Raw genomic sequence first — 21824 nt, 5'->3', positions numbered from 1 at the left:
AGGAGAATGACCATGGAAACCGGCGCCATCACCCAGTACTTCGACGTCGCACAGATCGTGCTGTACGTCTTCTGGATCTTCTTCGCGGGGTTGATCTACCACCTGCATCAGGAGAGCAAGCGCGAGGGCTACCCGCTGGAATCGGACCGTTCCGACAGCATTCGCGTGCAGGGCTTTCCGCCGATCCCCGATCCCAAGACCTTCCGCCTGCAGGACGGTCGCACGGTCACCGTGCCCAATGACTTCCGGTCGCCGCAGACGCTGAAAGCCACGCCCAGCGGCAACTGGCCGGGCGCACCGCTGGACCCGACCGGCAACCCGATGCTCGACGGTGTCGGCCCCGGCGCCTGGGCCGACCGCGCCGACCTGCCCGACCTCACCTTCGACGGCGCGCTGCGCATCGTGCCGCTGCGCGACGCACCCGACTACGACGTCGCGCATCAGGACACCGACCCGCGCGGCCTGCCGGTGATCGGTGCCGACGGCGCACAGGGCGGCGTGGTGCGTGATCTGTGGGTGGACCGCTCGGAAGCGATGTTCCGCTACCTCGAACTGGATGTGCCGGCCGGCGGTGGTACGCGTCGCGTGCTGCTGCCGATGAACTTCTGCCGCGTCGGCGAACGTGCGGTCAAGGTGGCGTCCATCCTCGGCCACCAGTTCGCCAGCGTGCCGCAACCCAAGGCGACCGACCGCATCACGCTGCTGGAAGAGGAGAAGGTGATGGCCTACTACGGCGGCGGCACGCTGTACGCCGAAGCGTCGCGCAAGGAACCTCTGCTGTGAGCGGCCTGCGCGCGGTCCGCCACGACGGTCACGAGCACGAGTTCGAAGCCGCGCCCGGCCTGCCGGAGCGACTGCCGGCGGACGAAAGACTGCTCTGGCAGGGTGGCCCGGACTGGCGGCAACTGGCGCGCGAGCGCTTCCACGTGCGTGCGCTGGCGCTCTACTTCGCGGTCATCCTGGCGCTGCGCGCCGGCTTCGTCGTCGCCGACGGCGGCCGCTTCGGCGACGCCGCCAGTGCCGTGCTGATGCTGCTGCCTCTGGTGCTGGCCGCGCTCGGCATGATGACGCTGCTGGCCTGGCTGAGCGCGCGCACCACGGTCTATACGATCACCGACCGGCGCGTCGTCATGCGCGTCGGCATCGTGCTCAGCCTCACCTTCAACCTGCCGCTGAACCGCATCGACGCGGCCGGGCTGAAGCTCACGCGCAAGGGTCACGGCAACATTCCGCTGCTGCTGGCTGCGCCCGATCGCATCGCGCTGCTGCACCTGTGGCCGCACGCCCGTCCGTGGCGGGCCGCCCGGCCGGAGCCGATGCTGTGCTGCATCGCCGACGCCACCCGTGTCGCCGCCCTGCTGACCGAAGCGTGGCAGGCCGCGCGCAGCGACGCACCGCAAACGGCGCCCGCAGCGGCCGCGCAGAAGGCCGATGCGCCCGCGCCGCGTGCCCGCCGCACCGGTCGCGCACCGCAACTCGCCGCTCACTGAGGAACGCAGCATGAGCGCACACACCGCACCTGCACTGCCGCGCTGGCCGCTGCTCGCCATCGGCCTGATGCTGGCCGGCGTGCTGGCCGCGGTGGCTTTGGTCCGCCTGTCCGGCACGCCGATCGCGACGCCGGACGCCGCTGCGGTCGCGGTCCGCGAGCTGCGTTTCGAAGACAGGCCGGACGGCAGCATCGCGGTAATCGATGCGCGAACCGATACGCAGATCGAATCCTTCGTCGGCGAACAGGGCTTCGTGCGCGGCACCCTGCGCGGCCTGGTGCGCGAACGCCGCCGTCAGCAGATCGGGCCGGAACAGCCGTTCTCGCTGATCGCCCGCGCCGACGGCCGGCTCACGCTGGTCGATCGGAGCACGGCGCGCCGCGTCGACCTCGAATCCTTCGGGCCGGTGAACGCCGGCGCCTTCGGTCGGCTGCTCGACGCCGGCCGCCCCACCCTGCATGCATCGGGAGCACAGCCATGAGCACTGCCACACAGCCTGCGCCGCAGGTCGCCGTTTCCGCCGAAGCCACCGACAAGGCGCGCGTCAGCACCATGCTGAGCCCGCGCTTCTACACCACCGATTTCGCCGCGATGAACCGCCTCGACGTGAGCCCGGTGCGCGCCGAGTGGGACGCGATGATGCTGGAGTACGAAGGCGACAACAATCACGATCACTTCCAGCGCAGCGCCGATTTCGGCGAACAGATCCGCGACCTGCCGCCGGCCCTGCACCAGGAGTTCATGGACTTCCTGATCAGCTCGATCACCTCCGAATTCTCCGGCTGCGTGCTGTACAACGAAATCAAGAAGAACGTCGACAACCCGGACATCAAGGCACTGATGGCCTACATGGCACGCGACGAGGCGCGCCACGCCAACTTCCTGAACATGTCGCTGAAGGACTACGGCCTCGGCGTCGATCTGGGCAGCCTGAAGCGCACCAAGCGCTATACCTTCTTCAAACCGAAGTACATCTTCTACGCCACCTATCTGTCGGAGAAGATCGGCTACGCGCGCTACATCACCATCTACCGTCAGCTGGAGCGCCATCCCGAACTGCGCTTCCACCCGATCTTTCGCTGGTTCGAGCGCTGGTGCAACGACGAATTCCGGCACGGCGAATCGTTCGCCCTCATCCTGCGCGCCCAGCCTCACCTGCTGCGCGGCGCCAATCTGCTGTGGGTGCGCTTCTTCCTGCTCGCGGTGTACGCCACGATGTACGTGCGCGACCACATGCGGCCGCAGCTGCACCAGGCCATGGGGCTGGAGGCCGACAGCTACGACTACGCGGTCTTCCGCATCACCTCGGACATTTCCAGGCAGGTGTTCCCGCTGACGCTGGACACCGACAACCCGTCCTTCCGCGCCGGCCTCGAGCGGCTGTTCGCGCTGGCCCGGGCAAACGAGGCGGCGAAGCAGCAGGGCGGCATCACCGGTCTGCTCAAGCGCGGCGCCTGCGCAGTGGCCGCCTTCGGCACCTTCGCCCGCCTCTACCTGCATCCGGTCAAACCGAACGCGGTGCCGGACGACGTGCGCATGTCGCCGGCCTGGTGAGCGCGATGGACGGCGCCCTGCCCGGCTGGGCGCTGCCCCTGCTCTACGCGCTGGCGCTGTGGTGGGCGGCGACCGGTGTCATCCTCTATCTGGACGGCCTGCCGCGACGCACCTTCCGCATCAGCATGACGGTGGCCAGCGTGCTGGCGATCGCCGCGCTGGTCGGCCTGCAGCACAGCGCACGGCTCGACAGCGCCCTCGGCAGCTACTGCGGCTTCACCAGCGCGCTGGTGGTGTGGGGCTGGATGGAAATGAGCTTCCTGATGGGCTGGGTGACCGGCCCGCGCAAGCACGCCTGCGCCGCGGGTTGCGACGGCCTCGCGCATTTCCGTCACGCGACCGAGGCCATCATCCATCACGAGCTGGCCATCGCCGGCGGCGCGCTGCTGATCTACCTGCTCACCCTGGACGCCGCCAACGCCACCGCGCTGCACAGCTATCTGCTGCTCTGGGGCATGCGGCTGTCGGCCAAGCTGAACCTGCATTTCGGCGTGCGCAACTTCAGCGAGGAATTCCTGCCGCCGCACCTGCTCTACCTGAAAAGTTTCTTCCGCCGGCGTCGCATGAATGCGCTGTGGCCGCTGTCCATCGTCGCCGGCAGCGCGCTCACCGGCGAACTGATCGGCCACGCTGCCGCGGCAGCGCCCGGCAGCGCCGACGCCGTGGCCCTCACCCTGCTCGCCACGATGGCCGGCCTGGCGGTGGTCGAGCACCTCTTCATGGTGCTGCCGCTGCCGTTCAACGCGATCTGGAACTGGGGGCTGAAATCACGCGGTCGGGAAGAGGTGAAGCCGCTCTGACTCGACGGCGGTCGGGCGCTTCCCCCTTGTCGGAGCAGCCTTGGCTGCGACGGGGCTTTCGCTGTCCGCTGCGTCCGATCAAGGCCTTTATCGCGAGCAAGCTCGCTCCCACAGCAACCGTGCTCGTGCCACCGACACAGCGTGCTTTTTGTGGGAGCGGCCTTGGCCGCGACAGGGCTTTCGCTGTCCGCGGGCTTCGATCCAGGCCGATGTCGGGGTCGGAAGACCCCTCCCACAACAACCCGGTCCCGGCGCCGACCGCACCAGCCGATCGACCGGCGCTGGGACGGTCCGCCTAGCCGCCGATGCGTGCGAAGAACAGCCCGCGGTTGATGTCGCCGATGCTCACCATGCCGACCAGCTTACCGTCGCGCGCGACCGGCATGCGGCGGAAATTCTTGACGCCCATCCACGATGCGGCCTCGAGCACCGGCGTTTCGGGCGACAGCACCAGCGGGTTGCGTGTCATCACCTGATCGACCCGCATCGTCAGCACGCGGTCGTAGCCCTCCTCCATTGCAAGGAAGTCGCGCGTACCCACGTTATCGTGGATGTACTCGCCCAGCTTGGGGTACATCGGCAGCATGATGTCGCGCACTGAAACGATGCCGACGATGCGGGCATCCGGCTCGATCACCGGGATGGCGCCGCAGTGACGGCTGAGCATGTGGATCACGACGGATCTGACGCTGTCGCCGGGTGCTGCGCTGAGCACGCCCGACGACATGACTTGACTGACCTGCATGACGGTCTCCTCTGCGCGGAGTGCGGGAGGGGCCAGCCGACCCGGGCGCTGCGCGATCCGGGAGCGCGTCGCGCTCCCTGTCTGCGTGGTGTCCGGATCCGCTCCCGCAGAGGCGCTGTCTGGCCCAGCGCGGAGGAGAACTGCAGGAGCGGCCGAACGGGGTCAGGTCGGCGCACCTGAGCGCGCCGACCGAGGATCAGGGCTTCGCCGCCTCCGCCTCGGCGGCCGGTGCCGGGGCCTCGGCTGCTGCTGCGGCAGCGGGCGGCAGTGCGGCCTGTGCGCCCGGGGCACTGAGCGCCAGGTAGTCCTTCAGCATCGGCGTGCCGTAGAGCGGCTTGTAAGCACCCTGGTGGCAGGTCGCGCAGTTCAGCTTGGCGACGTCGCCGGTCGGCCCGAGCCGATGCGCCGGAAAGGTCGCGGTCAGCGGCACCATGTAGTCGTTGTTCAGGTCGCGTGCCATCCGTATGCCGTGCCAGGCGGTCTGCCGCTGCGGCGTGCTTTCGGTCCATGGCGCGAACGCGCGGCTGTTGTGGCAGTAGGTGCAGTTGACGCCCAACGCATCGGACATGTGCATCATCAGACCGTAAGTACCCTCCGTGTCGGCCAGCGAGCCAGGCGCCGCAGTCGGCAGCGCGGTCACCGCATTGACGCGGATTTCCTGCCCCTTCTGCAGATAGCGGGTGAAGGCGTCGTAGGGCAGCGAGGCGTAGGCGACGGCGGCGTCCGGCGTGTTCTGCTGCATCTTAGAGCCGGCCATACGCGTCGCGTGCTTCTGCGGCGGCGGCTGGAACCACACCTCGGCCGGTACCGGCATGCCGCGGTGACAGGTGTAGCAGGTGACGCCGGTGTCGGCGACGTGCGGCTTCCAGTCGGCGTTGATGTGCTGCGTCATCTGGATCATCCGCCGCGCCACCACCTTCGTGTACATCGAGTCGTCGGCCATGTTCTCCAGCTTGTGGCAGTAGGCGCAGCCCTGTTCCGGCGACACCCAGGCGGTCATCGCCACCATCAGCCGGGTGAACTCGGCAACGCTGACGTCACCCAGCACCTTCACGTTCTGGAACACCTCGGACGCCTTCTGCCCCTCGCGCGGCGCCGCCGGTATCGGCTCCGGCACCACGTTCTTCTGCTGTTCGCCCTCGACGATGCGCGGGTTGTAGACCTGGACCATGCCGGTGCCGCGCACGCCGCGCTGCACCGTGTCGATCGGCGGTTTCTCGCAGGCGGCGATCAGCAGCCCCGCCCCCAGCATGGCGACGACACGCAGTGTTGCCTTCAGGGTGTTCATGGCTGCACTCCTTGCACGGTGGCGGGATCGACGACGGTGCCGAACACCGCCGGATACATCGGTGCAACGTGATGCTTGACGGCCCACAGATACCAGTTGTCGACCACGGTGCCGGTGAGCAGGATGCCGATGCCGCCGGTCAGCGGGCACAGCACGGCAAACCACCAGGCCCAGCGGTGGATGGATTCCATCGACGCGTTGAAGCCCATGGTCCAGCGCCAGAACAGCGCGGCGCGTTCCGACGCGGTACCGCGATCGACGATCTGTTCGATCTCGCGCTCACCGCCGAAGCGGCTGACCGCCAGGATGGTGGCGCCGTGCATCGCGAACAGCAGGGTCGAGCCGTAGAGGAAGGCGATCGACAGCATGTGGAAGGGGTTGTAGAACAGGTTGCCGTAGCGGATCGAGAACGCGGCGGTCCAGTCCAGGTGCGGGAAGATGCCGAAGGGCACCGCCTCCGACCACGAACCCATCAGCACCGGCCGGATGAAGCCGAGCACGAGGTAGAGCCAGATCGCGGCAGCGAAGGCCCAGGCCACGTGGGTGCCCATGCCGAGTGCGCGCGCCCTGCGGTACATGCGCACCCACCAGAGCAGGATGGACGTGGTGAGGAAGAAGCCGGCCATCAGCCACCAGCCGCCTTCGTTCAGAGGCGGTATCGACAGCCCGTAGTGCGGCGCCGGCGGCTCCAGCGCGAGCCAGAACAGCTGGCGCACGAACTCGATCGGATCCCAGTTCACCGAAGCCATCATGTTGAGGCCGATGATCTCGAAGGCGATGAAGCCGCAGATCAGCGATGCCAGCCCGAACCAGCCGAGGTAGATGGGCCCGATCTGCGCGTCGCCGAGGCGACCGAACAGATGCACGTGGGTCGGCGTGCCAGTGCGTTCGCGGTCGTCACGACCGACCGAAACACCGGGGAAGGACGGTGCGTGCACCTGCACCTGCGTGAATAGATTCTGGTACTCGGCCATGATGGCACCCTCGCTTTCGTCTGTTATCGCCACACGGGAAGGTTGAGCCACCAGCTCCACCATTCCGGCCACCCGCGTGTCCAGAACGGACCGCTGATGACGATGCACACCGCGCTCCAGAAGCCGGCCGACAGCGCGAGGAAAAGACCCAGTCGATGCACGCCCAGCGTGCCGATCGAGTAGCCGATGGCATCGCGGAAGAAGGTGTTCTCGTGGTCCGGCGTCTTGACCACGCCGTCACCCGGCGGATTGGTCGCCGACAGGATGAGCGCACCGTGCAGCGACAGCGCCAGCGTGGTGGCGAAGAAGCAGCTCACCGCCAGCATGTGCGCCGGGTTGTAGTGGAAGTGCAGGTACTGGTAGCCGGTGTTCGACACCCAGTCGAGGTGGCTCATGATGCCGTACGGGAATCCGTGGCCCCAGGCGCCGAGCAGCAGCGGCCGGAACACCACCAGCGTGACGTAGGCGAAGATGGCGACCGAGAAGGCCACCGGCACGTGATACCCCATGCCGAGCTTGCGGCAGATCTCGACCTCGCGCAGCGCCCACGACACGAAGGCGCCGATGGCGCACACCGTGATCAGCTGCCACAGCCCGCCTTCCATCAGCGGCGCCATGCCCAGGCCGTACTTCAGGTCGGGCGGGGCGATGTTGATCTGCCAGAGATTCCAGGTGGTGCCCTGCGAGGCGCCCCAGATGATGAGCAGTGTGCCCAGCAGCGCGAAGAAGATGCTGGTGACACCGAAGAAACCGACGTAGAAGGGGCCGACCCAGAAGTCGAACAGGTCTCCGCCGAGCAGCGTCCCGCCACGGATGCGGTATTTTTTTTCGAAACTGAGCATGGACATGCCAACCCCCTTATCCGGAAGCGCGATGCCTCCGCGGTAGAGACGCGCTGCAGCGCTCATGCGAGGCCGGGCAGGCCCGGTCCCCGCACTCCTGCCGTCAGTGCATTTACTGCGTTGTCCGCATCGCGACCGGAGCCGGCATTGCGCTCTGGGCCGTTGCTGCGGGTTTCTTGCTCGGGCCTTCGATCCAGTTGAAGCGATCGGTGCTGAGCAGGATGAAATGGATCAGGAGCGCCAGCACCATGAGGAAGGTGAAGAGCGCGACCAGTGATCTGCGCGGATCGAAAAGCAACCAAATACGCCACATATCTGCGCTCCTATGCCTGGTAGATGTAAGGAATGACCGAGTAGGTCGCCGCCCTGACGCCTTCGATCAGCGACGCATAACCCTCGGAACCCGGCAGCCACGGGCGCCAGTTCCAGACGAGGATGTGCGCGATGATCGCGACGACCAGAAAGACGATGAAACTGGTCATGAAAATGGCGTGGAATTCCCGCGCCTCGGAATCTGTCAGTCCTGACAGGGATCCGCTTCTAGTGCCATCAGCCATACCGATTACCTCCTGACGGGCCTTTCGGCCATTGCCGCGCAACGCCCGCGCGGCGGGGACTTCCGGGGCTGACTGCGCCCCGCAAGAGGGTGGACGGGCGTGTGCTGCGCCCGCTCCGGACGGTGGCCAGACCGGTCCTCATGTCGTTTCCAGCGCGCGCTGCACGCGCGCTGCGGTGATGCGTTGTTCGTCGGCGCTGCGCGCCGCCTCCTCCGCCTTGTCGCGCAGCCGCTTGGCGGCCGAGATGCGCACCAGGAAGGGCTGCTTGTCGAGGTACTGATCGAGCAGGCGCTGGGCGTCGTCGTCCCACGGTCGTGCGTCGGCACGGGCGAGCCGCGACGGGGTGGCATCGACGCGATCCATGTCGCTGCCCAGCGGCAGGATGTGGAACAGCGCGTCGAACAGCGCGTTGCACACCTCCTGCACCAGATAGGTGGCGCCGGCGTAGCCCATGAAAGGCGTGCCGGTGTGGCGGCGGATGATGGCGCCGGGGAAGGAGGCGGGGATGTAGCTGCCGCGTGCACCGCACTCGGCCATGTACATGCGCTCGTTGTAGCTGCCGAACATGACCAGCGGCGTCTTGTCGCGCACCAGCGCGCGCACCGCGTCGTTGTCGGTCTTGGCACCGGCGCGCCGCGACACCGCGAAGGCGCAGGGCAGACCCATGTCCTCTTCTAGGAAGTGGCGGATGCCGCGTGCGTAGGTGTCGTTGGCGACCACGGCGAAACTGGCGGTGCCGAAGAAGTCCTGCGTCACCGAACGCCACAGATCCCACAGCGGCTTGATCGTCGTGTGCTTCTCGCGCTCGATGAAGGGCTCCGGATCGAGTCCGGTCAGTTCGCCCAGCGCGCGCAGGAAGCGGGTGGTCGAGTGCAGGCCGATCGGCGCCTGCAGATAGGGCCGCTCCAGCGTTTCGCACAGCAGCCGGCCGTACTCGCGGTACATGCAGATATTGACGTCGGCATCGACCAGCTTGGGCACGTCGGCCAGATGACTGCCGAGCGGGAAGCTGAGGTTCACCTCGCAGCCGATGCCTTCGACCAGACGACGGATTTCCGCCAGATCGCTCGGCGTGTTGAAGCAGCCGTAGATCGGCCCGATGATGTTCACCCGCGGCTTCACGTCGGGGGCGCGCGGCTTGCGTTCAGGGATGCGCTTGGCGCCGTACTGCGTCCACAGCCAGTTGATGGCGCGGTTGGCGCACTGCCACTGGTCCTCGTCTATCGTGCGCGGCAGGAAGCGCTGGATGTTGGTGCCTTCGGGCGTCACGCCGCCGCCGATCATTTCGGCGATCGAGCCGGTCACCACCACCGCCGGCTGGTCCGGATCGAGCACCTGGTGCGCACGGCGCATGCTGCCTTCGGTGCCCTCGCGGCCCAGCTGTTCTTCGGCCAGGCCGGTGACGACGATGGGCAGTTCGTGCGGCGGCAGGCCGTCGGTGTAGTGCAGCACCGAGGTGACCGGCAGGTTCTCGCAACCGACCGGACCGTCGATCACCACCTGCAGACCCTTGATCGCGGTGAAGGTGTAGACCGCGCCCCAGTAGCCGCCTGCGCGGTCGTGGTCAAGGATCAGCATGTCGCCACCTCACCGGTGCGGGTTCGCTGCGTAGTCATATCGCCTCCTCGACGCTGCGCGCGCGGGCGAGCTTGGCCATCTTCGCGCGGTAGGCGGCGCGATACTCCGGCCTGTCCTTCGGCACGTCCTGCCACACGCCGCCGGTGTGACCGCTGCCGACGCCGTCGAAGAATTCGCTCATCGTGTCGAAACGCGACTTGTTGCCGATCGCGCCATTGATCACCTGCGCCAGCGAGCCGGCACCGGCCGGCCCCATCAGCGGCCGCGCGGAAATCAGGTTGGTGAAGTAGAGCGCCGGGATGCGCGCCTCCTTCGCCGCCTGCACCACCGGCGTGGTGCCGATCGCCAGGTCCGGGCGGAATTCGCGCATCGCGGCGAGATCCTGTTCGAGCGAGGCGCGGTACTGCACATGCACGCCGTGCGCGCTCAGCCATTCGCGGTCGGCCGCGCTGTGCGGCGTCTGTGGGCAGGCGGTGCCGACGTAGCGCAGGTCGGCGCCGCTCTCGACCAGCAAGCGCGCCACCAGCAGTTCCGAGCCCTCGTAGCCGGACAGCGTGATGCGACCCCTGATCGGGTTGGCCGCGAGCGCGCCGCGTATCGCCGGCAGGAAGCGGTTCTTCGCCGCGTCGATCTGTGCCTGACCGACGTTGGCCGCCTGACCGATGGCCTGCAGCCAGGCTTCGCTGCCGTCGTGACCGATCGGCGCCGAGCCGACGATGGGCCGGCCGGCCGCCTCGAATTCGCGGAAGCTCGCGGTGTAGAACGGATGGATGGCGCCCACCACCGCGCAGTCGAGCGCGGCATAAAGCTCGCGCCACTCGCGCGTCGGCACCACCGGGCCGGCTGCCAGCCCCATCGGTTCGAGCAGCGAACCGATGATGACCGGATCGACCGGGAACATTTCGCCCACCAGCGCCACCGTCGGCCGGTCGGCGACGCCGCTGCGCGGCGCCTGCACCGGCCCCTGCTCCGCCTCCTGGCGGGCATAGCGCAGCATGGCGCCGGCCAGCACGTCCTTCGCTTCGGCGTGCGTCGGCACGCCGAAGCCCGGCACGTCGATGCCGATGATGCGCACGCCGTCGATCTCTTTCGGCAGCAGCTGCAGCGGCACACCGCTGGCCGTCGGCACGCACAGATTGATGATGACGATGGCGTCGTACTGGGCCGGATCGGCCAGCTTGTAGACCGCCTCGCGGATGTCCTCGAACAGCTTGCCGGTCACCAGCGTTTCGCTGTTGAACGGCACGTAACCGACGCTGCGGCGGGCGCCGTAGAAGTGCGAGGTGAAGGTGAGGCCATAGACGCAGCAGGCGGAACCGGACAGCACGGTCGCGGTGCGGCGCATGCGCAGGCCGACGCGCAGGGAACCGAAAGCCGGGCACATGCTCTGCGGCTGGTCATGCGGGCCCTTCGGATAGTCGGCGGCGTAGCGGTCCAGCGTTTCGCTCTTGCCGGCGGCGCGCGCCGCGCCGTCCAGCTGTTCGCGCCCGGCGTGACAGCCGATACCGTCACCGTCGGCCAGCCGGCGCTGCGCCGACAGCGCGTCGGTGTTGATGACCTGTGTATGCGTTGTGTCGGTCATGGTGGCCACCTCAGACGGTGTCGTACACCACTTCGAGCGACGGCCGGACCACGTCTTCGCGACCCAGCATGTCGGCCACCGTGGCCGGCGTCATCACGTAGTCGCGACCGGTCACGTCGGCGGCGAACAGGCCGAGCAGGCCGTCCTGGGTCATCGGCTTCGGCCGCACCGGTGGCGCTTCCGCCACGTTGGTGGCCAGTTCCTCGAACAGCGGCGCCCATTGCGAACCGGGACGGCCGATGATTTCGTAGCTGGCGCTCTTGCGCCGGATGTCGTCGTTGGCCGGGATGGTGGCCAGCACCGGAATGCCGGCCGCATCGGCGAACCTCGCCGCCTCGCCGGTGCCGTCGTCGCGGTTGATCACCACGCCCGCCACGCCGACATTGCCGCCCAGCTTGCGGAAATACTCGACCGCACTGCACACGTTGTTGGCGACGTAGAGGCTCTGCAGGTCGTTGCTGGCGACCACGATCACCTTCTGGCACATGTCGCGGGCGATCGGCAGGCCGAAGCCGCCGCACACCACGTCGCCGAGGAAATCGAGCAGCACGTAGTCAAAGCCCCAGTCGTGGAAGCCGAGCTTCTCCAGCGTTTCGAAGCCGTGGATGATGCCGCGCCCGCCGCAACCACGGCCGACCTCGGGGCCGCCCAGCTCCATCGCGAACACGCCGTCGCGGATGAAGCACACGTCGCCAATGCCCACCTCCTCGCCGGCCAGCTTCTTCTTCGAACTGGTTTCGATGATGGTCGGGCAGGCCTTGCCGCCGAACAGCAGCGAGGTGGTGTCGCTCTTCGGGTCGCAGCCGATCAGCAGCACCTTCTTGCCCTGCTGCGCCATCATGTAGCTCAGGTTGGCCAGCGTGAAGCTCTTGCCGATGCCGCCCTTGCCGTAGATGGCGATGATCTGCGTCTGCTTGGTCACTTCGCCGTCGGCGACGGGATCGGGATCGATCGCCGCCTCGGCGCGCAGCACCTTGGTCAGGTCGAACTTGATGGGGCTGACGGCGCCGCCGCCACAGGCTTCGGTCATGACAGCTGTCTCCAGTCGAGGATCATCTTCAGGCAGCCGGGGTCACCGAATGCCGTGCGGTAGGCGAGGTCGGCGCGACTGGCCACCTCGCGATGCGTGATCAGGCCATCGAGCGACAGCCGGCCGTCGGCGGCCATGTCGCGCACGGTGGCCAGATCGGCGTCCTGCCATTGGGCGGCGACGCGCAGTCGCGCCTCGCGCATGAAGGCCGGTGCGAAATGGAAGGACAGTGCGTCCTCGTAGAAGCCGGCCAGCACGATTTCGCCCTGCGGGGCCAGCCGTGCGATCAGCGTATCGAGCAGCGTCGCGTCGCCGCTGACGTCACAGATGCAGCGGTAGTCGCGGCGGTTGTCCAGCGCAGCCGGGATGACCGGGTAACCGGTGCTGCCGGCGGCGCGCATCGGATTCGTTTCCCACACCACCGGGTCGCCACCGGCGGCGACCGTGAGCCGGGCGACCAGCCTGCCGAGCACGCCGTGACCGATGATGAGATCGGGCAGCGCAGCGCCGCCCATGACCGCGTGCTGTGCGGTGGCGGCCAGCGCCAGCAGGATGCCGCGTTCGGCCAGGGCTTCGTCTATCGGCAGCGCCCGCGCCGCCGGTACCACCAGCCGTGAAGCGGCTCCGCCGAACAGGCCGCGCACCTCGCCGAAACAGCGCGCCCCCGGTACGAACACCCGCTCGCCGACGCGCAGACCGGCAGTACGACCGGCAGCGCTGACGCGGCCCACCGATTCGTAACCCGGCACCAGCGGATAACCCATGCCCGGAAAGGGCGGCATGCGACCGGACCACAGCAGGCGTTCGGTGCCGGTGCTGATGCCGCTCCACTCGACATCGACGACGACGTCGGCGTCTCCTGCAGGCGCCAGATCCAGTCGTGTCACGACCAGCTGTTCCGGTTGCTGCAGCACTACGGCCATGCTGTCCATCGCGCCTCCTCGTTGAGGACGGTCGGCTGACGGTGTCAGCGCGGCCTGTCGCATAAGTGTCATTCTATGTTTACTATGATCTGTGTCAACGTTTAATTACACTCTGTCGCGTCATCGGCTGTCAGCGGTCGCGGACGCGCGACCAGAACGCAGGTCTGCAGCGGAATCCGCGTCGGTAGACGGCCGATCTGGCAGAAGCCGGCGGCCCGCAGCATGTCGGTGAGGCGCGCCTCGCTGCGCGGGCGGCCGCGCCCCATCGCCATCAGGTAGAAGCCGAAATAGGCGTCGCCCACCGGTTCGGCACCAGCGACGCCGGACATCGGTTCGGCGATCAGCAGCGTGCCGTCGGGTGGCAGCAGCGCGCGGATGGCCCGCAGCAGCTGCATCACGTCGTCGTCGTCGTGGTCGTGCAGCACGCGCACCACCGACACCAGGTCGGCGCCGCGCGGCAAAGGGTCGGCCTGGAAGGCGCCGCCGAACACCTCGGCGCGGGCCATCAGGCCCGCCTCGGCAAAGCGCCGGCGCGCCTGATTCGCCACCGCCGGCAGGTCGAAAAGCTGCAGCCGCAGGTCCGGCGCACGGCGCGCGGCGGCACGCAGGAAGCTGCCGTCGCCGCCGCCGACGTCGAGCAGGCAGCGGTGCATGGCCACCGGATAGGCATCGAGCACCTCGTCGGCCACCAGGGGCTGCGAAGCCGCCATCAGCGCCGTGTAGTCGGCGATGCGGCCGTCGTCGAGCGCCGCCGCATCGGCATTGCCGGCATAGGGCCAGTAGCCGGACAGCGCGGTCGTACCGGACAGGCCGCGCAGCAGCGCCACCGGGTCCTCGAAATCGCGATAGACGCGCCCGTGGTGCTCGACCATGTCGGCAATGCCCGGATTGGCCAGCACGGCCGCCCCCAGCATGCCCAGTCCGTAGCGGCCGCCGCTGCGGCGCGACGCCAGGCGCAGCGCCACCGCCGCGTCGAGCAGTCGCTCGGCGGCGTCGCGGCTGAGCCCGGTGCGCAAGGCCACCTGCTGCGCGCTCTGCGCGCCGTCGGCCAGCACGTCGAACAGTTTCAGCCGCACGCAGGCGAGCAGCACCTGCGAATAGACGAAGCCGGCGCACAGGTCGAACAGCGCACGCGCCTCGCGGCGCGCCTTGTGGCGCGTCAGCGGAAAGGCGGCCGCCCAGCGATGGAAACGCGGGCTGCTGAGCAGGCGCTCCGCCGCCTGGCGGATGCGCTCGACCAGGCCTTCGTTCCCCGTCATCGACGACGGCCGGAAAGTGTCGGGCAGATCCATGACGCGCGCTTCAGGCGGCGCAGTCGGCGATCTCTGCCGGCAGGAAGCGGCGCGCTTCCATCGCAATCACCGCGCGCAATCCGTCGGCACCGGAGCAGGCGGGCACTGCGTCCATCGCATCGCTCACCAGTTGCTGCAGCCGTTTCACTGCGCCCGGTATGCCCAGTTCGCGTGCCGCGCTCGGCCGGCCCAGTGCGGCGTCGCGACCGATCGGCTTGCCGATGCGCTCCTGCGTGGAGGCCACGTCGAGGATGTCGTCGGCGACCTGGAACGCTTCGCCCATGCAGTCGCCAAGCGCGCGCCACGGGCCGGGATCGGCCCCCGCCGCCGCCGCGCCAGCCATGGTCGCCGCGGCAAACAGCGCGCCGGTCTTGGCCTGCTGGTACTGGCGCAGGTTCACGTCGGTTTCGCATTCGAGCGCCTGACCGGCGACGATGCCCGACGGCACGCCGACACCGCGGCCGATGATGGACAGCAGCGGCAGCAGACGGTACGGCGCCTGGGCGCCGCCGCGCGCCATCGTCTGGAAGGCGAGCACGATCAGCGCGTCACCGGTCAGCACGGCGATGCGCTCGCCGAAGGCGCTGTGCACCGAAGGCTTGCCCCGGCGCAGCGGCGCGTCGTCGAAGCAGGGCAGATCGTCGTGCACCAGCGAGGCGCAGTGCAGCAGTTCGATCGCCGCCGCCGCGTGATCGGCGATCGACGTGTCGTCCTCACCGCAGGCGCAGGCCGCAGCCAGACAAAGCCGCGGCCGGATGCGGGCGCCGCCCGGGAACACCGCGTGACGTATGGCCGCTGCCAGCAGCGGCGGGCAGCCGGGACCGTCGGCATGCGACAGCGCGGCCACCAGCGATTGTTCGACCGCCATCCCCAGGGCCTGCTCGATGCGCTTCATTCCATCCATGGCCTGTTCCCCCGCATGTGCCGGAGCGCTGCGCTGTCCGACGAGTTATCGCGCCAACTGTCAATCTTGATTGTCAGGCGCTGGTGTAATGTAATGTAGACATGACAGGTCGTAACGTCAATGAAGGTTTACAGGAGCCGGCATGAGCAGACAGGACGTGGTGGTGATCGGTGCCGGCGTGGCGGGCCTCGTGGCCGCGCTCGAACTGGCCCGCCGCGGCCTGGCGGTGACGCTGACCGAACGCGCCGGCACGCCCGGCGGCAAGCTGCGCGAGGTGCACGTGGCCGGTCTGCGACTCGACGCCGGCCCGACGGTGTTCACGCTGCGCGAGGTGTTCGAGGACATCTTCGACGCCGCCGGCAGCGACTTCGTCACGCACGTCGGCACGCGCCAGGTCGAAGTGCTGGCGCGCCACGCCTGGTCGGCCGGGCAGCACCTGGATCTGCATGCCGATGTCGACCGCAGTGCCGAGGCCATCGGCGACTTCGCCGGCGCCGCCGAGGCGCGCCGCTTCGTCCGTTTCACGCGCGAGGCGCAGACCATCTACCGCACGCTCGACAGCAGCTTCATGCGCGCCCAGCGCCCGGGACCGCTCGAACTGGCGCGCCGCGCCGGCGTCGACATCCTGCGCATCCGCCCGTTTGCGACGATGTGGCAGGCGCTCGGCAGCCACTTCCGCGATCCGCGGCTGCGCCAGCTGTTCGGCCGCTACGCCACCTATTGCGGCTCGTCGCCCTTCGATGCGCCCGCCACCCTGATGCTGGTCGCCCACGTCGAACAGCGCGGCGTATGGCTGATCGAGGGCGGCATGTACCGGCTGGCCGAGGCGCTGGCGGCGCTGTGCGTGCGCCACGGCGTGCAGTTCCGCTACGGCGAGCACGTCAGCGAGATCACGCTGAAGGGCGATCACGTATCGGGTGTCCGACTGGCCTCGGGCGAGTGGCTGGCGGCACACACCGTGGTGGCCAACGCCGACGTCGCCGCGCTGCCGGCCGGTCACTTCGGTGACGACGTGCGCCGCGCGACGGCCGCGGTCGAGCCGGCCGCGCGCTCGCTGTCGGCGGTGACCTGGAATCTGGTCGCGGCGACCGAGGGCTTTCCGCTGGTGCGCCACAACGTGTTCTTCTCCGCCGACTACCGCGCAGAATTCGACGACCTGCAGCGCCATCGCCGGCTGCCGCGCGCCCCCACCGTGTATGTCTGCGCGCAGGATCGCGGCGACGCGCCGCCGTCGTCGCCGCTGCCGGCGGAACGCCTGCTCTGTCTGGTCAATGCGCCGGCCGATGGCGACCGCCGGCTGGCGCGCCCCGGCGAGATCGAGCGCTGCGCTCACCTCGCCTTCCGCCAGATGGAACAGTGCGGCCTGCACATCGACCGCCGCGCCAGCGCCTGCGTCACCACCACGCCGGAGGACTTCAACCGGATGTTTCCCGCGACCGGCGGCGCGCTGTACGGCGAGGCCTCGCACGGCTGGCGCGCCGCCTTCCGTCGTCCTGGCGCGCGCAGCCGCGTGCCCGGACTCTATCTGGCCGGCGGCAGCGCGCACCCCGGCCCCGGTCTGCCGATGGCCGCGCTGTCCGGCCGGCTGGCCGCCGACTGCATCCTGCGCGACCGGACGGAGGCCCGCTCATGAATGCACGCAACTTCGACGCTGCCGTCGCGCCGGGTGGCTACCGCTGGTGGTATGTCGACGCCACCAGCGATGACGGTCGCTACGGACTGACGGTGATCGCCTTCATCGGCAGCGTGTTCTCGCCGTATTACGCACTGGCCCGCCGCCGTCACCCGGGCGTGGCCGACCCGCACGCGCACTGCGCGGTGAATGTCGCGCTGTATGGCGAAAAGCGCCGCTGGACCATGACCGAGCGCGGCGCCTCGGCACTGCAGCGCGACGCGCACAGCCTGCGCATCGGCCCCAGCCGGCTGCACTGGGACGGCGCCGCACTCACCATCGACCTCGACGAGATCGGCGCCCCGCTGCCGATGCGCGTACGCGGCAGCGTGCGCCTGCACGCGCCGACGCTGGTGCAGGACGCCTTCGCGCTCGATGCCGACGGACACCACCTGTGGCTGCCGATCGCCCCCTGTGCGCGGGTCGAAGTGAGACTGAGCGAGCCCGCGCTGCACTGGCATGGCGATGCCTATGCCGACAGCAATGCCGGCAGTCGCGCACTGGAGGAGGACTTCACCCGCTGGCACTGGTCGCGCAGCAGCCTGCGCGGCGGCGACACCGCGGTGCTGTACGACGTGCAGCGTCGCGACGGAACGCCGCATTCGCTGGCGCTGCATTTCGACGCCGACGGCGGCTGCCGCAGCTTCGCCGCACCGGCGGCGCACGACCTGCCGGGCACGCGCTGGGGCATCGCCCGCGCGACGCGCAGCGAAGCGGGCACGACACCGCGGGCGCGCACGCTGGAAGACACGCCTTTCTATGCGCGCTCGCTGCTCGACAGCCGGCTGCTCGGCGAGCCGGTACATGGCGTGCACGAAAGCCTGGACCTCGAACGCTTCCGCAGCGGCTGGGTGCAGATGCTGCTGCCCTTCCGCATGCCGCGGCGCAGCGCATGGGCCGCCTGAGGGTGCCTGATCAGCACCCGGCTCAGCGCTCCGGCGCTTCGTCCTTGCGGTCGCCCTCGCGCTTCTGCAAACGGCGCAACGACACCAGCTGGTACACGGCGAACACCAGCACGCCGCCGAATATCAGCACCGCCTCGACAATGACCAGCGTGGTCGGACTCATTGCACGCCCTCCTGTATGGTTGCATCGACTGCACTGAACCTGCCCCCGAAACTTCACAACGCCATGGCCGCAACCGAAAGCCTCGACTGGCCGCGCGACGGCGCCGACTGGCCCCATCGCGATGCGAGCCGTTTCGTCGATGCGGGCGGCGTGCGCTGGCACGTGCAGATCGACGGCAGCGGCCCGCCTCTGCTCCTGCTGCACGGCAGTGGCGCCTCGACCCATTCCTGGCGCGACCTGCTGCCGCTGCTGGCACGCGAACACACCGTCATCGCGCCCGACCTGCCGGGCCACGCCTTCAGTTCGACCCCGCCGGCCGGCACGCTTTCGCTGCCCGGCATGGCGCGCGCCGTCGGCGCGCTGATGCAGACCTTGCAGATCGCACCGGCGGCGGTGGCCGGGCACTCGGCGGGCGCGGCGATCGCACTGCGCATGCGGCTCGACGGCCTGCTGCCCGGCCGCCAGCTGGTCAGCCTCAATGGCGCGTTGCTGCCGCTGCCCGGCCTGGCCGGCCTGCTGTTCCCGCCGGCCGCCCGTGTGCTGTCACTGACCCCCTTTGCCGCCGCCCTGTTCGCGCGCAGCGCGTCGCGCAGCGGTGCGGTCGAGCGGCTGATCGCCAGCACCGGTTCGCACATCGACGCGCGCGGCATCGCGCTGTACGCGCGACTGGTGCGCTGTCGCGCCCACGTGGCCGGGGTGCTCGGCATGATGGCGAACTGGGACATCGCACCGCTGGCGCGCGACCTGCCGCGGCTCGACGCCGCGCTGACGCTGATCGCGGCGCGCGGCGACCGCACGGTGCCGGCCGACTGTTCGCGCCGGGTACAGCGCATCGTCACCGGCGCGCGCCTGATCGAGCTCGACGGACTGGGGCATCTGGCGCACGAGGAAGCGCCACAGCGACTGGCCGCGCTGATCGCCGAAGCGGTGCGGTAGGCCACCGGCGTCAGCCGCCCTGCGCGCGCGCCCGGTCCTGCCGCTCCAGCCGCTCGAACAGGTCGATCAGCCACTCCAGCCGCTGTCGCGGCGTGCGCGACGGCAGGCGGTCGAGCCGTCCCTGCACGGCCAGCGGCAGCGGCGCCGCGGTGACCGCGTCGACCAGCATCGACACCTCCTCCAGCTCGGCGTAGCGCGCATCCGCCTGCCGCGCGGCGGCGGTGAGCGAGCCGGCCAGCAGCACCGTCTTGCGCCAGGACGACACGACCGAGCGCTGCGACACCGAATCGTGTCCGTTGGCCACCACGCCGCGACCGATATCGCGATAGATGGCGCGTGCCGCCCGTATGCCCGGCCGGCAGGCCGGCGGCAGCTGTTCGATGCCGGCAGCGGCGCGCTCGTACAGCAGGTCGGCACAGCCGAGCAGGCGATCGAGCACCGGCACCAGCCGCGCGTCGAACACCGGCTGCGCCAGCCAGTCGTCCGGGTCGATGCCGGCCACGCGCAGCCAGCCGCGCGGCAGGTAGAGCCGGCCGCGCCGGGCGTCCTCGCCGATGTCGCGGGCGATGTTGGTGAGCTGCATCGCCAGCCCGAGATCGCAGGCGCGCGCCGCCTGTTCGCGGTCGCGCACGCCCATCAGCATCGCCATCATGGCGCCGACGGTGGCTGCGACGCGGGCGCAGTAGTCGTACAGCTCGGACAGCGTTTCGTATTGCCGGCCACGCGCATCCCAAGCGAAGCCCTCGATCAGCGCGTGCAGCAGCGCCGGCGGTATGGCGAACTGCACCACCACCCGCGACAGCATGCGATCGACCGGATCGTTGCGCGGCCGGCCGGCGCAGGCGGCATCGACCCGGCGCCGCAGCGCCTCGACGGTCGCCTCGTCGGCCGCGCTGTCATCGACCAGATCGTCGGCGATGCGGCAGAAGGCATACAGCGCGCACGCCGGTTCGCGCACCGCACGCGGCAGCAGCAGCGAGGCGGCGAAGAAGGAACGCGAGCCGTCGCGCAGCAGACGGCGGCAGGCCGCCATGTCGCGGGCTGCGTCGTGATCAGACATGGGACGGGTCCGGCACCAGACGGTCGAGCACGCGCGCCGACGACAGCACGCCGGGCAGACCCGCGCCGGGGTGCGTGCCGGCGCCGACCAGATAGAGCCGCTCCAGTTCTTCGCTGCGGTTGTGCGGACGGAACCAGGCGCTCTGCGTCAGCACCGGCTCCAGCCCGAAAGCCGCGCCCTTCAGCGACAGCAGGCGGTCGCGGAAATCGATCGGCGTGGTGACACGCGAGGTGACGATGCGCTCGCCCAGCCCCGGCAGCAGCGTCGCCGAAAGGCGGTCCTCGATCGCCTGCCGGTAGCGCTCCGCCTCGATCGACCAGTCGGTGCCGCTGTCCAGGTGGGGCACCGGCGACAGCACGTAGAAGGCGTCGCAGCCTGGCGGCGCCAGCGACGGATCGGTCGCGGTCGGTCGGTGCAGATAGAGGCTGAAATCGTCGGCCAGCACCTGCCGCTCGAAAATGTCGTGCAGCAGCGCCCGGTAGCGCGGACCCAGCAGTATCGTGTGGTGCGGCACCGCGTCGTAGCAGCCGCGCGTGCCGAAGTACCAGACGAACAGGCTCATCGAGTAGCGGGCGTCGTCGAGGCGGCGGTCGGTCCAGCGCTTGCGCCGGGTGGATGGCAGCAGGTGCTTGTAGGTGTAGGCGGCGTCGGCATTCGACACCACGACGTCGGCTGCAATCGTGTCGCCGTTGCGCAGCCGCACGCCGGTGGCGCGGCCGTTGTGCGCGGTGATCTCGACCACCTCGGCGTCGCAGCGCACGCGGTTGCCCTGCCCCTCGATCAGCGTCACCAGGCCGCTGACCAGAGAGCCGGTGCCGCCCATCGCGAAGTGCACGCCCCACTGCCGCTCCAGGTGGGCGATCAGGCCGTAGATCGACGTGACAGTGAACGGATTGCCACCGACGAACAGCGGATGAAAGCTCAGCACGAAGCGCAGCCGCTCGTCGCGCACGTGGCTGGACACCAGGCTGTACAGACTGCGATAGCTTTGCAGCTTCAGCATCGCCGGCAGCACTTTCGCCATGTCGATCCAGCTGTCGAAGGGCACGTGACCCAGCTGTTCGAAACCGACGCGGAAGGTCGCTTCGCTGGCCTGCATGAAGCGCTCGTAACCGGCCACGTCGTCCGGCGCCAGCCGCGCCACCTCGCGCCGCATCGCATCGGGATCACCGGAGCAGTCGAAGCTTTCGCCGTCGTCGAAACGGATGCGGTAGAACGGCGACAGCGGCCGCAGATCGACGTCGTCGGCCATCCGTCGTCCGCACAGCTGCCACAGTTCCTCGAACAGGAAGGGCGCAGTGACGATGGTCGGGCCGGCGTCGAAGGTGAAACCGTCCTGCCGGTGTACGTAGGCGCGTCCGCCCGGCGCATCCAGTCGTTCCAGCACGGTGACGCGGTAGCCGCGCGCACCGAGCCTGACCGCCGCGGCCAGCCCGCCGAAGCCGCTGCCGATCACCACCGCATGCGGTGCGCTGCGGCGCACGCCGGTCACAGCCGGCGGCAAATCGCTCATCGAAGTCATCGCCGAA

23 protein-coding genes are annotated in these 21824 nt (G+C 69.2%); 8 read left to right on the top strand and 15 right to left on the bottom strand.

Going from position 1 to position 21824, the window contains the following annotated elements:
- The first annotated feature begins 12 nt into the window (after positions 1 to 12).
- Genes puhA through puhE form a run of 5 tightly spaced genes read left to right on the top strand, consistent with a single transcriptional unit; the run spans position 13 to position 3844 of the window.
- Complete coding sequence (gene puhA, locus IV112_RS05830; RefSeq protein ID WP_304001772.1) at positions 13 to 783, top strand: photosynthetic reaction center subunit H; 771 nt, start codon at positions 13 to 15, stop codon at positions 781 to 783.
- The gene (gene puhB, locus IV112_RS05825; protein ID WP_304001770.1) at positions 780 to 1490 is read left to right on the top strand and encodes a photosynthetic complex putative assembly protein PuhB; all 711 of its coding nucleotides are present in this window, start codon (positions 780 to 782) and stop codon (positions 1488 to 1490) included. Before puhA ends, puhB begins: the two co-directional genes overlap by 4 nt.
- A gap of 10 nt (positions 1491 to 1500) precedes the next feature.
- Positions 1501 to 1971 (top strand): photosynthetic complex assembly protein PuhC, encoded by a 471-nt coding sequence (puhC, locus tag IV112_RS05820; RefSeq protein WP_304001768.1) that lies wholly within the window; start codon positions 1501 to 1503, stop codon positions 1969 to 1971.
- Entirely contained in the window at positions 1968 to 3044 is a 1077-nt protein-coding gene (gene acsF, locus IV112_RS05815) for a magnesium-protoporphyrin IX monomethyl ester (oxidative) cyclase (RefSeq protein WP_304001766.1), read from the top strand. The genes puhC and acsF overlap by 4 nt, the downstream gene beginning before the upstream one ends.
- A gap of 5 nt (positions 3045 to 3049) precedes the next feature.
- Positions 3050 to 3844, top strand: a complete 795-nt coding sequence (puhE, locus tag IV112_RS05810) for a putative photosynthetic complex assembly protein PuhE (RefSeq protein WP_304001763.1) — start codon at positions 3050 to 3052, stop codon at positions 3842 to 3844.
- Positions 3845 to 4139: 295 nt separating this feature from the next.
- On the opposite strand, the gene IV112_RS05805 is transcribed toward puhE, so the two are convergent.
- The 12 genes from IV112_RS05805 to IV112_RS05750 all read right to left on the bottom strand — a co-directional run bounded on the left by IV112_RS05805 (position 4140) and on the right by IV112_RS05750 (position 15559).
- Entirely contained in the window at positions 4140 to 4589 is a 450-nt protein-coding gene (locus tag IV112_RS05805; protein WP_304001760.1) for a CBS domain-containing protein, read from the bottom strand.
- A 196-nt stretch (positions 4590 to 4785) separates the two neighbouring features.
- Positions 4786 to 5877, bottom strand: a complete 1092-nt coding sequence (gene pufC / locus IV112_RS05800; RefSeq protein WP_304001757.1) for a photosynthetic reaction center cytochrome PufC — start codon at positions 5875 to 5877, stop codon at positions 4786 to 4788.
- A complete protein-coding gene (gene pufM / locus IV112_RS05795; protein ID WP_024300836.1) occupies positions 5874 to 6851 on the bottom strand; it encodes a photosynthetic reaction center subunit M in 978 nt (325 codons plus the stop codon). The genes pufC and pufM overlap by 4 nt, the downstream gene beginning before the upstream one ends.
- 23 nt (positions 6852 to 6874) lie before the next feature.
- On the bottom strand, positions 6875 to 7699 hold the full coding sequence (gene pufL / locus IV112_RS05790) for a photosynthetic reaction center subunit L (RefSeq protein WP_019916987.1): 825 nt from the start codon (positions 7697 to 7699) through the stop codon (positions 6875 to 6877).
- 106 nt (positions 7700 to 7805) lie between these two features.
- Positions 7806 to 8006: a light-harvesting antenna LH1, alpha subunit gene (gene pufA, locus IV112_RS05785; RefSeq protein WP_019916985.1), complete on the bottom strand. Its 201-nt coding sequence runs from the start codon at positions 8004 to 8006 to the stop codon at positions 7806 to 7808.
- Between the two features lie 10 nt (positions 8007 to 8016).
- On the bottom strand, positions 8017 to 8250 hold the full coding sequence (gene pufB / locus IV112_RS05780; protein ID WP_029143824.1) for a light-harvesting antenna LH1, beta subunit: 234 nt from the start codon (positions 8248 to 8250) through the stop codon (positions 8017 to 8019).
- Between the two features lie 138 nt (positions 8251 to 8388).
- On the bottom strand, positions 8389 to 9828 hold the full coding sequence (gene bchZ, locus IV112_RS05775; RefSeq protein WP_304001751.1) for a chlorophyllide a reductase subunit Z: 1440 nt from the start codon (positions 9826 to 9828) through the stop codon (positions 8389 to 8391).
- Between the two features lie 34 nt (positions 9829 to 9862).
- Positions 9863 to 11410, bottom strand: a complete 1548-nt coding sequence (gene bchY / locus IV112_RS05770; RefSeq protein WP_304001749.1) for a chlorophyllide a reductase subunit Y — start codon at positions 11408 to 11410, stop codon at positions 9863 to 9865.
- A gap of 10 nt (positions 11411 to 11420) precedes the next feature.
- Entirely contained in the window at positions 11421 to 12440 is a 1020-nt protein-coding gene (locus IV112_RS05765; protein ID WP_020165691.1) for a chlorophyllide a reductase iron protein subunit X, read from the bottom strand.
- Complete coding sequence (gene bchC / locus IV112_RS05760; protein ID WP_304001743.1) at positions 12437 to 13372, bottom strand: chlorophyll synthesis pathway protein BchC; 936 nt, start codon at positions 13370 to 13372, stop codon at positions 12437 to 12439. Before bchC ends, IV112_RS05765 begins: the two co-directional genes overlap by 4 nt.
- A gap of 92 nt (positions 13373 to 13464) precedes the next feature.
- Positions 13465 to 14655 (bottom strand): methyltransferase, encoded by a 1191-nt coding sequence (locus tag IV112_RS05755; protein ID WP_304001740.1) that lies wholly within the window; start codon positions 14653 to 14655, stop codon positions 13465 to 13467.
- A 10-nt stretch (positions 14656 to 14665) separates the two neighbouring features.
- Positions 14666 to 15559, bottom strand: a complete 894-nt coding sequence (locus IV112_RS05750) for a polyprenyl synthetase family protein (RefSeq protein WP_304001737.1) — start codon at positions 15557 to 15559, stop codon at positions 14666 to 14668.
- A gap of 142 nt (positions 15560 to 15701) precedes the next feature.
- On the opposite strand from IV112_RS05750, the gene crtD reads away from it, so the two are divergent.
- The gene (gene crtD, locus IV112_RS05745) at positions 15702 to 17192 is read left to right on the top strand and encodes a 1-hydroxycarotenoid 3,4-desaturase CrtD (RefSeq protein WP_304001734.1); all 1491 of its coding nucleotides are present in this window, start codon (positions 15702 to 15704) and stop codon (positions 17190 to 17192) included.
- Entirely contained in the window at positions 17189 to 18136 is a 948-nt protein-coding gene (locus IV112_RS05740) for a carotenoid 1,2-hydratase (protein ID WP_304001732.1), read from the top strand. The genes crtD and IV112_RS05740 overlap by 4 nt, the downstream gene beginning before the upstream one ends.
- Before the next feature lie 22 nt (positions 18137 to 18158).
- Here the strand turns inward: IV112_RS05740 and IV112_RS05735 are convergent, their stop codons facing one another.
- The gene (locus IV112_RS05735; protein ID WP_304001729.1) at positions 18159 to 18299 is read right to left on the bottom strand and encodes a hypothetical protein; all 141 of its coding nucleotides are present in this window, start codon (positions 18297 to 18299) and stop codon (positions 18159 to 18161) included.
- Positions 18300 to 18362: 63 nt separating this feature from the next.
- Between IV112_RS05735 and bchO the strand changes: the two genes are divergently transcribed.
- The gene (bchO, locus tag IV112_RS05730) at positions 18363 to 19235 is read left to right on the top strand and encodes an alpha/beta fold hydrolase BchO (RefSeq protein ID WP_304001727.1); all 873 of its coding nucleotides are present in this window, start codon (positions 18363 to 18365) and stop codon (positions 19233 to 19235) included.
- Positions 19236 to 19245: 10 nt separating this feature from the next.
- Here the strand turns inward: bchO and IV112_RS05725 are convergent, their stop codons facing one another.
- Together IV112_RS05725 and IV112_RS05720 are read right to left on the bottom strand one after the other, a co-directional pair.
- A complete protein-coding gene (locus IV112_RS05725) occupies positions 19246 to 20295 on the bottom strand; it encodes a phytoene/squalene synthase family protein (protein ID WP_304001726.1) in 1050 nt (349 codons plus the stop codon).
- Entirely contained in the window at positions 20288 to 21808 is a 1521-nt protein-coding gene (locus IV112_RS05720; protein ID WP_304001723.1) for a phytoene desaturase, read from the bottom strand. The genes IV112_RS05725 and IV112_RS05720 overlap by 8 nt, the downstream gene beginning before the upstream one ends.
- Between the last annotated feature and the right edge of the window lie 16 nt (positions 21809 to 21824).

Origin of the sequence: Methyloversatilis discipulorum (genome assembly GCF_018780585.1) — a bacterium.
Taxonomy (GTDB): domain Bacteria; phylum Pseudomonadota; class Gammaproteobacteria; order Burkholderiales; family Rhodocyclaceae; genus Methyloversatilis; species Methyloversatilis discipulorum_B.
Note: the sequence above shows the minus strand (reverse complement) of the source record. Positions and strands in the feature narration are given on the sequence as shown.

Excerpts from the sequence above, each read along its gene's own strand:
- puhA (WP_304001772.1), top strand. The coding sequence starts at position 13 with ATGGAAACCGGCGCCATCACCCAGTACTTCGACGTCGCACAGATCGTG.
- puhC (WP_304001768.1), top strand. The coding sequence starts at position 1,501 with ATGAGCGCACACACCGCACCTGCACTGCCGCGCTGGCCGCTGCTCGCC.
- acsF (WP_304001766.1), top strand. The coding sequence starts at position 1,968 with ATGAGCACTGCCACACAGCCTGCGCCGCAGGTCGCCGTTTCCGCCGAA.
- puhE (WP_304001763.1), top strand. The coding sequence starts at position 3,050 with ATGGACGGCGCCCTGCCCGGCTGGGCGCTGCCCCTGCTCTACGCGCTG.
- IV112_RS05805 (WP_304001760.1), bottom strand. The coding sequence starts at position 4,589 with ATGCAGGTCAGTCAAGTCATGTCGTCGGGCGTGCTCAGCGCAGCACCC.
- pufC (WP_304001757.1), bottom strand. The coding sequence starts at position 5,877 with ATGAACACCCTGAAGGCAACACTGCGTGTCGTCGCCATGCTGGGGGCG.
- pufM (WP_024300836.1), bottom strand. The coding sequence starts at position 6,851 with ATGGCCGAGTACCAGAATCTATTCACGCAGGTGCAGGTGCACGCACCG.
- pufL (WP_019916987.1), bottom strand. The coding sequence starts at position 7,699 with ATGTCCATGCTCAGTTTCGAAAAAAAATACCGCATCCGTGGCGGGACG.
- pufA (WP_019916985.1), bottom strand. The coding sequence starts at position 8,006 with ATGTGGCGTATTTGGTTGCTTTTCGATCCGCGCAGATCACTGGTCGCG.
- pufB (WP_029143824.1), bottom strand. The coding sequence starts at position 8,250 with ATGGCTGATGGCACTAGAAGCGGATCCCTGTCAGGACTGACAGATTCC.
- bchZ (WP_304001751.1), bottom strand. The coding sequence starts at position 9,828 with ATGCTGATCCTTGACCACGACCGCGCAGGCGGCTACTGGGGCGCGGTC.
- bchY (WP_304001749.1), bottom strand. The coding sequence starts at position 11,410 with ATGACCGACACAACGCATACACAGGTCATCAACACCGACGCGCTGTCG.
- IV112_RS05765 (WP_020165691.1), bottom strand. The coding sequence starts at position 12,440 with ATGACCGAAGCCTGTGGCGGCGGCGCCGTCAGCCCCATCAAGTTCGAC.
- bchC (WP_304001743.1), bottom strand. The coding sequence starts at position 13,372 with ATGGACAGCATGGCCGTAGTGCTGCAGCAACCGGAACAGCTGGTCGTG.
- IV112_RS05755 (WP_304001740.1), bottom strand. The coding sequence starts at position 14,655 with ATGGATCTGCCCGACACTTTCCGGCCGTCGTCGATGACGGGGAACGAA.
- IV112_RS05750 (WP_304001737.1), bottom strand. The coding sequence starts at position 15,559 with ATGGATGGAATGAAGCGCATCGAGCAGGCCCTGGGGATGGCGGTCGAA.
- crtD (WP_304001734.1), top strand. The coding sequence starts at position 15,702 with ATGAGCAGACAGGACGTGGTGGTGATCGGTGCCGGCGTGGCGGGCCTC.
- IV112_RS05740 (WP_304001732.1), top strand. The coding sequence starts at position 17,189 with ATGAATGCACGCAACTTCGACGCTGCCGTCGCGCCGGGTGGCTACCGC.
- IV112_RS05735 (WP_304001729.1), bottom strand. The coding sequence starts at position 18,299 with ATGAGTCCGACCACGCTGGTCATTGTCGAGGCGGTGCTGATATTCGGC.
- bchO (WP_304001727.1), top strand. The coding sequence starts at position 18,363 with ATGGCCGCAACCGAAAGCCTCGACTGGCCGCGCGACGGCGCCGACTGG.
- IV112_RS05725 (WP_304001726.1), bottom strand. The coding sequence starts at position 20,295 with ATGTCTGATCACGACGCAGCCCGCGACATGGCGGCCTGCCGCCGTCTG.
- IV112_RS05720 (WP_304001723.1), bottom strand. The coding sequence starts at position 21,808 with ATGAGCGATTTGCCGCCGGCTGTGACCGGCGTGCGCCGCAGCGCACCG.